This is a genomic window from Cupriavidus sp. CPT47-8839-RL05A (assembly GCF_058792255.1).
Genome location: NZ_JBYTEG010000026.1, coordinates 97611 through 111071 on the forward strand (window position 1 = coordinate 97611; position 13461 = coordinate 111071).

General features: G+C 70.3%; 9 protein-coding genes and 1 pseudogene. 2 read left to right on the top strand and 8 right to left on the bottom strand.

Going from position 1 to position 13461, the window contains the following annotated elements; all coding sequences use genetic code 11:
* Window positions 1–228 precede the first annotated feature (228 nt).
* On the top strand, window positions 229–2985 hold the full coding sequence (locus AC3WVS_RS26910) for a winged helix-turn-helix domain-containing protein (RefSeq protein WP_492321044.1): 2757 nt from the start codon (window positions 229–231) through the stop codon (window positions 2983–2985).
* 30 nt (window positions 2986–3015) lie between these two features.
* Here the strand turns inward: AC3WVS_RS26910 and AC3WVS_RS26915 are convergent, their stop codons facing one another.
* Together AC3WVS_RS26915 and AC3WVS_RS26920 are read right to left on the bottom strand one after the other, a co-directional pair.
* Window positions 3016–3984, bottom strand: a complete 969-nt coding sequence (locus tag AC3WVS_RS26915) for a Bug family tripartite tricarboxylate transporter substrate binding protein (protein ID WP_492321045.1) — start codon at window positions 3982–3984, stop codon at window positions 3016–3018.
* 250 nt (window positions 3985–4234) lie between these two features.
* Complete coding sequence (locus AC3WVS_RS26920; protein ID WP_492321046.1) at window positions 4235–5398, bottom strand: CaiB/BaiF CoA transferase family protein; 1164 nt, start codon at window positions 5396–5398, stop codon at window positions 4235–4237.
* A 222-nt stretch (window positions 5399–5620) separates the two neighbouring features.
* Between AC3WVS_RS26920 and AC3WVS_RS26925 the strand changes: the two genes are divergently transcribed.
* Window positions 5621–6340, top strand: a complete 720-nt coding sequence (locus tag AC3WVS_RS26925) for a hypothetical protein (RefSeq protein WP_492321047.1) — start codon at window positions 5621–5623, stop codon at window positions 6338–6340.
* Between the two features lie 92 nt (window positions 6341–6432).
* Here the strand turns inward: AC3WVS_RS26925 and AC3WVS_RS26930 are convergent, their stop codons facing one another.
* The 6 genes and pseudogenes from AC3WVS_RS26930 to AC3WVS_RS26955 all read right to left on the bottom strand — a co-directional run.
* Window positions 6433–8172 carry a long-chain fatty acid--CoA ligase gene (locus AC3WVS_RS26930; RefSeq protein ID WP_492321048.1) on the bottom strand — a complete coding sequence of 580 codons (1740 nt, stop codon included), beginning with the start codon at window positions 8170–8172 and terminating at the stop codon, window positions 6433–6435.
* A gap of 31 nt (window positions 8173–8203) precedes the next feature.
* Window positions 8204–9436, bottom strand: coding sequence for an acyl-CoA dehydrogenase family protein (locus tag AC3WVS_RS26935; RefSeq protein WP_492321049.1), 1233 nt, complete (start codon window positions 9434–9436; stop codon window positions 8204–8206).
* 66 nt (window positions 9437–9502) lie between these two features.
* Window positions 9503–11602 carry an acetate--CoA ligase family protein gene (locus AC3WVS_RS26940; protein ID WP_492321050.1) on the bottom strand — a complete coding sequence of 700 codons (2100 nt, stop codon included), beginning with the start codon at window positions 11600–11602 and terminating at the stop codon, window positions 9503–9505.
* A 65-nt stretch (window positions 11603–11667) separates the two neighbouring features.
* Entirely contained in the window at window positions 11668–12066 is a 399-nt protein-coding gene (locus tag AC3WVS_RS26945; protein WP_492321051.1) for a Zn-ribbon domain-containing OB-fold protein, read from the bottom strand.
* A gap of 17 nt (window positions 12067–12083) precedes the next feature.
* Window positions 12084–13250 (bottom strand): thiolase family protein, encoded by a 1167-nt coding sequence (locus AC3WVS_RS26950; protein ID WP_492321052.1) that lies wholly within the window; start codon window positions 13248–13250, stop codon window positions 12084–12086.
* Window positions 13251–13278: 28 nt separating this feature from the next.
* A pseudogene (locus tag AC3WVS_RS26955) lies at window positions 13279–13461 on the bottom strand (3-hydroxyacyl-CoA dehydrogenase); the annotation flags it as partial.

A 13461-nucleotide genomic window follows, 5' to 3' on the forward strand; every position in this document is an offset into this window, starting at 1 on the left:
ATTGTACTGGCAGACGCGGCCAGGCCGGCTGTCCGGGTGGCCCGGGTGAGACGCGCACAGCACCCGCGGGCCACCCGGAACAGGTGGGGAAGGGTTTGCCGGATGTCCGGTCACAGGGCGTCGCCTTATATTCGCGCAGCGGCAAGCCCGCTGGCGAAGCGCGTGCCTGTTCATGCCTTCGCTCCTTCGTCCCTTTGCCCCGCTTCGATTGCGCACCGCTGGACGCCCATGGAAACCATACATGCTGCCGTCGCGACCCGCCTCGTGCCGCCGCGCCAGAACCGGCGCTCGATTGCGCGCGAGGTCCTGCTGCAGCGCCTGCACCATGCCCGGCATGGCCGGCTGATATTGCTGACTGCGCCGGCCGGCTACGGCAAGACCACGGTCATGGCGCAGTGGCGCCACCGCCTGATGGCCGGCGGCGCGCGCGTGGCCTGGCTCACGCTCGCGCCGGAAGACGACGACCTGAGCCAGTTCTGCGCCAGCCTCGATGCCAGCCTGCGGCAGGCCGGCATCCGGCTGTGCCGCCCCGGCCAGGAATTTGGCAGCGACCCGGCGCACCCCGCCGCCTTGCTGCCTGCCTTCGTCGCGCTGCTGGACGGCGTGCCCGGCGAGGTCTACCTGATGCTGGACGGTCTCGACCGCCTGCGGCACCCGGCCACGCTGGCCTTCCTGCAGGGCGTGCTGTGCGCGCGCCTGCCGCACCTGCATATCGTCGCCGCGGCGCGCGGCGAGGCCGGGCTGGCCCTGGCCCGGCTGCGCGCCGGCCGGGAGCTGGCCGAAGCCGGCCGCGCCGAGCTGGCCTTCAGCGTTGCCGAAACCCTGGCCTTCGTGGGCCAGCGCGTGGAAGGACACACCGCGCGCCGGGAGAACTCGCAAGCCGCGATCGACATGGCGGTGGCGCTGCAGGAAGTCACCGAAGGCTGGCCCGCCGGCGTGGAGCTGGTTGCCGCATCGCTGCGCATGGGCCAGGAGCCGGCGTGGCCGCATGCGCAATCCGCTGCCCTGCATGCCTACTGGCAGGAGGAAGTGACCGCCGGATTGCCGCCGGCGCTGCTGGACTTCATGCGCTGTCTTGCGGTGCCGCGCCGCATCCATGCCGATCTTGCCGCGCTGCTTGCCGGCTGCGCGCAGGCGCCGGCGCGCCTTGCCGAGATCGCCGCGCGCGGCCTGTTCCTGGAGCCAGCCCCGCCCGAGCCGGATGAGGTTGCCGATGGGAGCGGGCACGGCTGGTACCGTTTCCACCCGTTGTTGCGGGCGCACCTGCTGCATGAGCTGGAGCACGGCACGGGCCCCGGGCCGCATGGACTGCCTGAGCTGCAGCGGCTGCACGGGCTTGCGTCCGCGTGGCTGGACCATTGCGGCAAGCCGGCGGAGGCCATCGGACACGCGCTGCGCAGCGGCGACTTTGGCCGCGTGCTGGCGCTGGTGGAGGCAACCGCGGCCCACTTGCCCGGCGTCAGTCCGCTGCGCGACTTCCTGCAGTGGGCCGACGGCATTGCACCCGCGCGGCTGGCGTTGCACCCGGCGCTGCTGCTGGCCTCGGCCTGGGCATGCGTGGTATCGGTGCGGCCGCAGCACGCCGAGCACTGGATCCGGCGCTGGGAAGCCAGTGCCGGGCCCGGCGTGGATACCGTCGTGCACGCCACGGTGATGCGTGCGACCATTGCCGCGCAGCAGGACGACCACGCGCGGGTGCAGTCGCTGCTCGACAGCCTGCAGGGCAGGCCGCCGGGCAATCCCGCGCTCGAGCAGATCCGCATGAGCCTGGCGTTGCGCTACGGCACCCTGCTGGGCTGCCAGCCGCGCTCGCGTGCGCCATACCGCTGCGCGGCGCAGCCCGGCGACACCGAGATCGCGCTGATGGGTGCCGGCACGATGGCGCTGATGGCCTGGGTCGAGGGCAATGCCTACGAGACGCTGCGGCTCGGCACGGACGTGCTGGCGGCCGCGCAGCATGCCTATGGGCGCCGCTCGATCGCGGCCAGCCTGTGCGCAGTGCCGGTGGCTGCCGCGCTGTACGAGCAGGACCGCATTGCCGAAGCCAGCGAAGTGCTGGCGGGCCGGCTGCAGACGCTGCGTACCGGCACCCCGGACGTGCTGATCGAAGCGGCGCTGTGCCATGCCCGGCTGCAATGGCTGGCCGGCGCTCGCCATGAAGCCCTGGCGGAACTGGTGGAAGCCGAAGCCATGTTCCACCGCCGTGGCCTGCCGCGCGGGGTGGCGCGCGTGGCGGCCGAGCGCCAGCGCCTGGCGCTGCTGGGCAAGGACCTGCGCCACGCGCAGCGGCTGCAGGCCTCGCTGGAGGAACTCGGCCGGCACGATCCGGGCGCTACGCCGCGCGGCCAGGAAATCGCCGCCGTGGCGGCGCTGGCCCGCGCCCGGCTGGCGCTGGCGCAAGGCGAGCCCGCGCAGGCGCTTGCCGCGCTTGGCACCGTGCGTGGCCTGTACGTGGCTTCGGTGCGGGAACCGCTGCTTGTGACGGTCGACCTGCTGCAGGCCACCGCGCTCGACGACCTCTATCGTCCCGATGAAGCGGCACCGTACCTCGAAGCCGCGCTGGCGGCGGGCGAGCGGCTGGGGCTGGTGCGCACCATCCTCGACGAAGGCGAACGTACCTTCGGCTTGCTGGCAGGCATGGCTGGCAGGGAGGACGGTGGCGCGGCGGGGCGCGGAGCATACCTGGCGCGCCTGTGCGAGGCCGCCGCGATGCCGGCGCCGCCGCCCGGGCCGGCCGAGCCCGCCGCCGCGCCGGCCGCGTTGCCGCCGGCCGACGTCGGCAAGGGCCGGCTGCTGACCCCGCGCGAGCGCGAGATCCTGGCGCTGCTGGAGCAGTCGATGTCGAACAAGCGCATTGCGCTGGTGCTCAACCTGAGCGTCGACACCGTCAAGTGGAACCTGCGGCAGATCTACGGCAAGCTCAATGTCTCGCGCCGCTACGATGCCATCCTGGTGGCGCGCAGCGCGGCGCAGCGGCCGGGCTGACCGCGCTGGCCGGCCGGCTGCGCGCGTGCCTTATTCCGCGGTGGCGCCGCTGGCCTTGATCATCTGGGCGACCACGGGCTCGGTCGCGTCGAATTCGCGCCGGAACTCCGCCGCAGAGTTGCCCACCGGATCCATGGCCAGCGCCTCGAGCCGCGCGCGCATGGCCGGCGACTGGATCGACGCCCGCGCTTGCGCTTCCAGCCGCGACAGGACCGCCGCCGGCGTGCCGGCGCGCGCAAACAGGCCAAGCCAGGCGGGCGAGCGCAGTTCCTGCTCTTTCAGCCCGGCCTCGGCCAAGGTCGGTACGTCGGGCAGTTCCTTGATGCGCTTGTCGCCCATCACGGCGAGGGCGGCAAGCCGGCCGCTCTTGATATGTGGGCCGAGCGTGCTCATCGAGCCGATCGCCCAGGCGACGTTGCCGGAGATCAGGTCCTGCGCCATCGGTGCTTCACCCTTGTAGGCCACGTGCGCCATGTCCAGGCCGCGCACCTGGTTCAGGTGCGCACCGACAAGGTGGGGGAAGGTGCCGACGCCGTAGGAGCCGTAGCTGACCTTGCCCTTGTTCTTCGCGGCCCAGTCCAGGAACTGCTGCACGTTTTTCGCCGGCACGTCCCGGTTCACGGCCAGCACGATCTTGCCGACGCACACCTCGGTGATGAAGGCCAGGTCCCGGCGCACGTCGTATGGCACGTTGCGGTACAGATGCGGCGTGTTGATCAGCGGCGAGGAGTGGGTGAGCAGGATCGTGTAGCCATCCGGCGCGCCGCGCGTGATGGCCTGCACCGCGATCACGCCCGCGCCGCCGGGCTTGTTGTCGACGATGATGGTTTGTCCGAGGCGCTTGCCCATGTCCTCGGCCAGCGCGCGCGCCACGGTGTCGGTGGCGCCGCCGGGCGGGCCCGGGACAACAAAGGTGATGGGGCGCGACGGGTAGCTCTGGGCACCGCTGGCGGCGCTCCACGCCATCGCTGCCATCGCGATCAGGGACTTCATGCGCATGATGTGATACCTCGGGAAAGGGGGTAGAAGGCTGCGCAGCAAGACTGGCTGCATGTGGGAAGTTATAGGATGCCAGGCAGCTTGCACGCCCCCCAATTCGGCTGGGCGGGATTGCCCTAGTTGGCGGCCAGTCAGCGTGGCAGCCAGGAAAAGAAAGCTCCGGCATGAGGCCGGAGCAAAGCACGCAGCCGGACGATGCCGGCCAGGTGGAGATTGCGTTGTACAGCGGCGCCAGCCGCGCGGGTGAGCCTTAGCGCTCTGCCATCAGGCCCAGGCCCTGTGCCTGCAACCGGGCCACGCCATCGGCATCGAAGCCCCAGTCGCGCAGCGCGGCGGCGCCATGCTCGCCGCGCGCCGGCGCGGGCCCGGAGATCCCGGAGGGCGTGCCAAGGAAGCGCGGCGCCGGTGCCGGCTGCACCACGCCCGCGATTTCGACAAAGCTGCCGCGCGCGCGGTGATGGGGGTGGTTGGGCGCTTCGCTGAATTCCAGCACGGGTGCGATGCAGGCATCGCTGCCTTCGAACACGGCGCACCATTCGTCGCGCGTGCGGGTCAGGAAGACGGCCTCGAACTGCTTGCGCAGCGCGGGCCAGCCGTTGCGGTCGTACTGGGCCGGCAGATCCTTGCCGGCAAGGCCCAGCTTGTCCAGCAGCTCGGCGTAGAAGCGGCCCTCGACCGGGCCGATCGACATGTACTTGCCGTCGCGCGTGCGGTAGCTGTCATACCAGGGCGCGCCGCCGTCGAGCACGTTGGCCTGGCGCTGTTCGCGCCAGTTGCCCGAGGCCAGCATGCCCCAGAACACCGCGCCCAGTTGCGCGGCGCCTTCGGTCATGGCCGCGTCGACCACCTGGCCCTTGCCGCCGCGCTGCACATTGAGCAGCGCCGCCACCACGCCGAGCGCCAGCAGCATGCCGCCGCCGCCATAGTCCCCGACCAGGTTCAGCGGCGGTACCGGTGCCTGCCCGGCGCGGCCGATACCCGACAACACGCCGGACAGCGCGACATAGTTCAGGTCATGGCCGGCACGGTCGGCCAGCGGGCCGGTCTGTCCCCAGCCGGTCATGCGCGCATAGACCAGCTTGGGGTTGAGCGCCAGCGCGGTGTCGGGCCCCAGGCCCAGGCGTTCCATGGTGCCCGGGCGAAAGCCTTCGATCACCACGTCGGCGCGTTCGACCAGCGCCAGCGCCGCGCGCTGCGCTTGCGGCTGCTTCAGGTCCAGCGTGACCGAACGGCGGCCGCGTCCGGTGATATCCACGCGTTTGCCGGTGGCCGACTTGGGCCCCAGGTCGGCCGGCGCCGCCGGGCGGTCGACGCGCAGCACGTCGGCGCCCATGTCGGCCAGCAGCATTGCGCCGAACGGGCCCGGCCCGATGGCTTCGAATTCCAGTACGCGGATTCCGCTCAGTACACCCATGGTGGTTCTCCTCTTGCCCAGTCCTGTTTGCATGGGATGCACCCATGCCCTTGATTGCGCTTTTGCAGGTTGCAAGTAGACCAAAAGCCGGCACACCCTAGCCCCACCCGTATCAGGTAGGAGGCCGCCCACCCTTCCTGCGCTGCACAAAGGCGCTCCTATAATCGGTTCACCATGCGGCCGCCAGTGCGGGCCGGAAGACGAAGTGAGCCGGAGCCAGAAGTGAGCAATACCCAGCGCGCAATTGCAGCGCCAACGCGGACACGGCAGGCCGCACGCCTGTTGCCGGTCCTGAGCGAGCTCAGGCAGGAGGTGCGCTCGCTGAGCCGGCGTGCGCATCGTCTCGCGCTCGCGCAGGCCGACGGTGATGACGACGCCTGCCGCCATCGGCTGGCGCAGTTGTTCGAGCGCTGGATCGAAGACGGCTCGCCGCGCGCGCAGGTGGTCTGCTTTGCCTCGGCCGCCGAGTTCGGCCTGCCGCTGCACCGGCATGCCGAGCGCTGCCGCGCCGCGGCGATGTGCGACGGCTCCGATGCGGTGCGCGCGTTGTACTGGGCGGCGCTGCACCGCACGCGCAGCCGCGTCGGCATGACCGCGCGGATGGAAGATGCGCAGGCCGCAGTGCTGCCCGTGGTGGCGCCGCCACCGGCTGCCGCGCAGCTGCGGGTGCTGCCCGCCGCATCGGTGCGGCCGCCGTGCCGCCGCTGCGAGCGCCTGCGCCTGGATGCGCGCTGTGCCAACGGCCACGGTGCCTTGCGTCCGCTGGGCGACATGCAGTGGCGCAGCCTGGCCGCCGGCGTGCAATGCCAGACGCGCGAGCACCAGTGCGATACCTGCAGCACGCGCTGGACCCAGCACCGCAGCGCGGCGGATCCCTTTACGGCCTGGACCATCAGCCGGCGCGGCAACGCCATGTCGGCAAGGGATGCATTGACAGCCTGAAAGCGATGCGACGGCCATGCTGCAGTGGCCGGCAAGAACAGAACAGCGCGCCGGACCTTGCGGACCGGCGCGCCGTTTTACTTGCGGCTGTGCTAGGCCTTATGGTTCGGCAGCGGAGCGCCCTGCATCTCCTGCTCCTGCAGTTCGCGCCATGCGATCTTGCCGGTGGCGGAGCGCGGCAGGCGCTCGACAAACTGCACGATGCGCGGCGCCTTGTAGGTCGCCATGCTGGTGCGGCACCACGCCAGCAACTCTTCCTCGGAAACGCCGGCGCCGTCACGCCGCACGATCACGGCCTTCACGGTCTCGCCCCGGTGCGGATCGCGCGCGGCGATCACACAGGCTTCCAGGATGGCAGGGTGGGTATGCAGGATCGCTTCCACCTCGGCCGGCCACACCTTGTAGCCCGAGGCGTTGACCATGCGCTTGAGGCGGTCGCGCATGACGAAGTAGCCGTCGGCATCGACGCTGGCAAGGTCGCCGGTACGGAAGAAGCGCTTGCCGTCGATCGTGATAAAGCTCTCGGCATTGGCCGCGGGCTGGTTCCAGTAGCCCAGCATCACCTGCGCGCCGTGCACCACGATCTCGCCGACTTCGCCGCGCGGCACTTCGGCCAGCGTGGCGGGATCGATGACGCGCGCGTCGACGCCGTAGGTCGGCACGCCCAGGTGCCCGGAGCGCGGCGCGGCGAGCGGGTTGGCGATGATGAACGAGGCGGTCTCCGTCAGGCCGTAGCCTTCGACGAACTGCAGTCCGTAGCGCTCCTTCATCACCCGCGCGGTGCTGTCGGGCACCGCCGCGCCGCCCCCGACCACGCAGGCCAGGCTGCCCAGGTCAAATGATTCGACATCCGGCTGCGCGAAGAACTCCACCAGCATCGGCGGCGGCGCCGCCCAGAACGTGACGCGATGGCGCGCTACCAGCTGCGCCGCGGTGCGCCGGTCCCAGCGCGGCAGCAGCACGATGGTGCCGCCCATGTAGACCGGCGCGTTGACGCCGTTCTGCAGTCCGAGCAGGTGGAACATCGGCGCCACCGCCAGGAAGGTCGATTCGGCGTGCGAGCGCCGCCACAGCTGCGAGCCCGCCACCGACACCATCACCGTGCGGTGCGTGTGCATGCAGGCCTTGGGCGCCCCGGTGGTGCCCGAGGTATAGGGCAGCATGCACAGGTCGTCCACGCCTGCGGCGCGCGGCGATGGCGTGATGCCGGCGGCCATGGCCTGCTGCCAGTGGACGGCGCCGGCCGGCAACGCCGCGCCCGACGAGCGCTGCTGCACCCAGTCCGGAATCGCGAGGCTGTCGTCGGGCTGCGCGGGCAGGGCATCGCCATAGTGATGCACGATCACGTGGCGCAGCGGCGTGGTGCCGACCAGCGGCGCCACCTGGCCGACCAGTTCGGTTGCGGCAAACGCGGCCACCGCGCCGCTGTCGGTGACGATATGGCGCAGCTCGTCTTCCAGCAGCATGGCGTTGGCCGGCACCACCACGGCATCGGCGCGCAGGATCGCGTGGTAGGCCACGATGAACTGCGGGCTGTTCTGGCTGAGCAGCACCACGCGGTCGCCTCGGCGCACGCCGCATGCCTGCTGCAGGTAGCCGGCCATGCGCTCCACCTGCGCCAGCAGTTCGGCATAGGTGGTGGCGCCGTGGTAGAACTGGACCGCGACCTTGTCGGGGAAGCGCCGGGCCGAGATCTCAAGGTTCTCCGCCAGGGTGGTGTGCGGCATATGGAAGACGCGCGGCACGTCGCCGAGCGCCACTGCGGCATCCACCGCAAGCGGGTCCGTGGGGGCGGCGGCGACGCCTGCATCGGGCAGATCGATGTGGGTCATGGTTGTCTCCTCTGTCATGTTGCAGTTGCCGTCAGAACGCGGTATCGCCATCCAGCAGCCGGCGCGCGATGGTGCGGCGCTGGATCTCCGAGGTGCCGTCGGGGATGCGCATGGTGCGCGCCCAGCGATAGCCGGCTTCGAGCCTGAGCTCATTGGTCAGGCCCATGCCGCCGTGGATCTGGATGGCGCGGTCGTAGACGCGGCCCACCATCTCGGTGGCGCCGGCCTTGACCATCGACACCTCCTTGGTGGCCGGCAGGTCGTGGTCGACCAGCCAGGCGCAATGCCGGATCATCGACTTGGCGGCATAGATGTCCATGGCGCTTTCGGCCAGCATCATCTGCACTGCCTGGTGTTCGGCGATGGGCTGGCCGAAGGTCTTGCGCACCCTGGCGTACTCCAGCGCCTGCGCCAGCGCCCATTGCGCCAGCCCCAGGCAGGTGGCGGCCATGCTCAGGCGGCCGGCGTTGACGCCGTCCAGCGCCACATTCAGGCCGCGGTCTGCCGGACCGAGGCGGTGGCTGTCGGGCACGCGCACGTTGTCCAGCGAGACGATGCCGATATCCGCGCCCAGGTGGCCCATGATCGGGATCACGCTCGGCACCGAGAAGCCCGGCGTACCGGTCGGCACGAAGAAGCCGGTGATGCCGCCCTTGCGGGCCCGCGCCTTCTCTTCATCCGTGACCGCGAAGATCATCGCGTAGTCGGCGTAGGGGGCATTGGTGATCCATTGCTTGGTGCCGTTCAGCACCCAGTGGTCGCCATCGCGTACCGCACGTGTGCGCATGCCCAGCACGTCGGAGCCGGCGTCCGGTTCCGACAGCCCGAAGCACATGGTCTTGTCGCCGCTGGCGAGCCCATCGCGCACGGTGTCGAGCAGGGCCGGGTCCATATGCCTGAGCACCGGCGACAGCCCGTTGGTGAAGGGCGACGGCAGCACCACGGTCTGCACCAGGTGGCGCTCCGGTCCGCAGTGCGCGTTCAGCCGCTCCTGGATATACACCGATGCCTGCGGCCCGAGCCCGCCGCCGCCGAGAGACTCGGCGCTGAGCGCGGTATAGAAGCCCAGCTCCGCCGAGCGCATGCGCACCTGGCGGCGCAGCGCCAGCACGGCAGGCGTGTAGCGGCCGTTCTCGTCGTAGATGGTGCGTTCGCTGCCCAGCAGGGCACGGTGCTCATGCTCCAGCGCGGCCACTTCGCGGTCGATGAACTTGATCAGCGCATCGCCGAATTCGACCCATTCGCCAGGGGTATCAAAGTCCATGTTGCTGCTCTCCTTAGTTGGTCCGCGTCCCGGTCCGCGGGACGCACGTTGTTCTGAGGGGGGCGTTCAGCCCGGGCTGCCGAGTTCGAGCACGGCGTCGACCGCATAGGCGCCCTGGCCATCGGGCAGCGCGATCACCGGGTTCAGGTCCACGGCCTGCAGGCGCGGTCCGGCGCCGGCGGCGAACACCGACAGCCGCGACAGCGTGCGCGCGAGCGCGCGGATGTCTGCCGGCGGGCGGCCGCGCGCGCCCAGCAACAGCGGCGCGCCGCGGATCGAACGGATCAGCCGCTCGGCGACGTCTTCATTGAACGGACAGCGGTGGAAGACCACATCGCGCAGCACTTCGACAAAGATGCCGCCCAGGCCGAACATGGCGATCGGCCCGAATGCCGGATCCTGCTTGATGCCAAGGATGCATTCGACGCCGCCGCTGAGCTGGCGCGCCACCAGCACGCCGTCCAGCTGCGCGCCGGGCACGGCGCTGCGGGCGCGGGCCAGCAGCGCGGGGAAGCCTTCGCGCACGCCGGCGTCGTCCTGCACGCCGAGCAGCACGCCGCCGATTTCGGACTTGTGCAGGATGTCCGGCGACAGGATCTTCATCACGACCGGGTAGCCGATCTCGCGTGCGGCGAGCACGGCGGACTCTGCATCCGTGCAGGCGCGCTCGGGCGCGCACGCGATGCCGGCGCCAGCCAGCAGGCGCTTGGCTTGCGCTTCGGACGGCGTTTCGTCGGGCAGGGCGACCGGCGAGACCGCGGGCAGCGGCTCTGCCTGCACCGCGAAGGCCTCTCCGTAACGGCCCATGGCGGCAATCGCCCGGACCGCGCGGGTGGGGTCTTCGAACACCGTGAAGCCCTCGTCTTCATAGGCGCGCAGTACCTCGCGCGGGCCCTGCAGCACCAGCACATAGAGCCGGTCCGGGTAGCGCTCTCGCAAGCGCGCCAGCTGGCTGCGCAGCTCGGGCGCCACCGACGGCGTGCTGCCGGCATACGTAAAGAAGCCGAGCACCGAGCGGTAGCCGCCGTCGCGCACCATGGCTTCGGTGAAGGGCTCGATCAGCGACAGGTCGTTGACGAACTGCGCGGTGGTGTCCACCGGGTTGCGCGGCGAGCAGATCGGCAGCAGCTCCAGCAGGCGCGACTGCACCGGGGCCGGCATCTCCGGCATCGCCAGGCCGAGCTCCTCAGCGGCATCGGAAACGATCACCCCGGCGCCGCCGCTGACGGTGATCACGCCCAGCGTGTTGGCGGCGGGGAAGATGCCGCGCTGGGCCAGGCGCACGATATCGAGCATGTCCTCGGTGCTGCGCGCGCGCACCACGCCCAGTTCAGCCAGCACCGCGTCCACCACGGCGTCGTCGCCGGCGATGGAGGCCGTGTGCGAGCGCGCCGCGGCGCCGCCCAGCTCGCTGCGTCCGACTTTCATCATCACCACCGGCTTGCGTGCCCGGCGCGCCGCCTGCAGGGCCGACACCAGCCCATTGCCGTCGTTGATGCCCTCCGAGTACAGGGCGATGACCCGGGTGGCGGGATCATCCACCAGCAGCTGCAGCGCATCGCCCAGCGTGAGGTCGGCCTCGTTGCCGGTCATGATGACGCTGGACAGGCCGATGTCGGCGTTCCGGGCTGCCATCGCCAGGTGGCCGCCATAGGCGCCGGACTGGCTGACGATGCCGACCGAGCCGGCGCGCAGCGTGCCCAGGCCAATGCTTGACGCGAAGCTGCCGACAAAGCCGATATGCACATTGACCAGGCCAAGGGCATTGGGCCCGAGCAGGCGGATGCCGGTGCGGCGCGCGATGGCCAGCAACTCTGCCTGGCGTGCCTCGCCGTCGCCGCCGACTTCGGCGAAGCCGGCGCTGAACAGGATGGCGGCGCGCACGCCGCGCTCGCCCAATGCAGCGATGGTGTCCGGGACGTGCGCGGCCGGCACCGCCACCACTGCGACGTCGGGCGTTTCAGGCAGGTCGGCGACGCTGGCGTAGGCGGTCAGGCCCTGTACCTCGGCGTGTTTCGGGTTGACCGGCAGGATGCGGCCGGCGTAGCCAAGCGCGCGCATGGCCGCGATGGGGCGCCCGCCGATCCGCGCGGGATCGTCGGAAGCGCCGATGATGGCGACCGAGCGGGGATGCAGCAGGAAGGCCAGGGAAGGGGATGCAGTCATGGAAGTCACTTTGGGTTGATGCAAAGGCGGCGGTGCCGCAGGCAAGGCCTGCGGCACCGCGCGGCTCAGGCCAGCGTGAAGGTCGGTACCGGGGCGCCGCCATCGCTGGGCGAAAACTTCACCTGCACCTTCTGCCCGATCCGCACCGTGTCGAGGTCGCAGTCGACGATATGGGTCATCATGGCCACGCCTTCTTCCAGCGTCACATAGGCGATGCAGAACGGATTGGGGCCTGCGCGACGCGTCACGCTGAAGCTGTAGATCGTGCCGCGGCCGCTGGCCTGCTTCCATGAGGTGGTGCCCATGCAGAACGGGCACAGCACGCGCGGATACCAGTGGGGCTTGCCGCAGTCGTCGCAGACCTTGATCAGCAATTGCCCTTCGCGCGCGGCCTGCCAGAAGGGCAGGTTGTCGGGCTGCTGGTCCGGCGCCTTGTAGGCAATGGGGGTATGTGGGGTCGTCATGTCATTGCTCTCGCGCATCATTCACGTTCAAGGATCAGGGTGGCGCTGCCGTGGCGCGAGCCCAGGTAGCCGCCGGTGCCTTGCGCCAGCGCCAGGTCGCAGTTGGCGACCTGCACCGTCGGATGGGCCTCGCCGCGCAGCTGGCGCACGGCTTCGATGACCTTGGTGATGCCGCCGCGGTTGGCCGGATGGTTGTTGCACAGGCCGCCGCCGTCGGTGTTGATGGGCAGCTTGCCCACGCCCGAGATCAGGTTGCCGTCGGCGACGAACTTGCCGCCTTCGCCTTTCTTGCAGAAGCCCAGGTCTTCCAGCTGCATCAGCACGGTAATGGTGAAGCTGTCGTAGATCGACGCATACTTGATGTCGGCCGGGGTAACGCCCGCTTCGGCAAACGCCGCCGCGCCCGAGAAGCGCGCACCGGACCAGCTCAGGTCGACTTCGCCACCGAGCTGGCCCTTGATGTACTCGCCGGCGCCGAGGATCTTCACCCTGGGCCGCTTCAGGGTGGCGGCGATTTCCGGGCGCGCCACGATCAGCGCGCCGCCGCCGTCCGATACCACGCAGCAGTCGAGCTTGTGCAGCGGATCGGAAATCATCGGCGAGCTCAGCACGTCCTCGACCGTGACCACGTCGCGCAGCATGGCATGGGGGTTGTGCCGCGCGTGGTGCGATGCGGCCACCTTGACCCAGGCGAGCTGCTCGGCGGTGGTGCCGTACTCGTGCATATGGCGCATGGCCGCCATCGCGTACAGGTTGACCGTGACCGGGCTGAACGGGCTCTCGAACGGCGCGTCGGGCAGGTTGGCGCCCCAGTTGCGCGCCTGGGTGCCGCTGGAGCCTTCCGAACGCGGGCGGCCCGCCAGCGTGATCAGGGCCACATTGCACTTGCCGGCCGCGATGGCCTGCGCCGCGTGCGAGACATGGACCAGGTAGGCCGAGCCGCCGGTGTCGGTGGAGTCGACATGGCGCACCCTGAGGCCGAGATAGTCGACCATGTTGACCGCGCCCAGCCCCGGCGCGTCGCCGGCGCAGAAGTAGCCGTCGACGTCAGCCAGCGTCAGGCCGGCGTCTTGCAGCGCGCCCTTGGCGCTCTCGGCGTGCAGCTGCGCCACCGACTTGTCCGGTGCCTTGCGGGTCGGGTGCTCATAGGCCCCGACGATATAGGCCTTGCCGTTGATGCTCATGATGGTGTCCTCCGGGATGGCATGGGGGTCAGATCGGATCCCAGCTGATCACGTCGGGGGAACGCTCCAGCTTGAAGAAGCTGTTGCGCATGGCCGGCATGGCGATCTCGCCCACGGTTTCAGGGGTCCAGCCCTCGCTCATATGCACCGAGCGCACCGGGCGCGGCTGGCTCATCAGGATGATCTCGTTGGCGCGCACCGCGAAGATCTG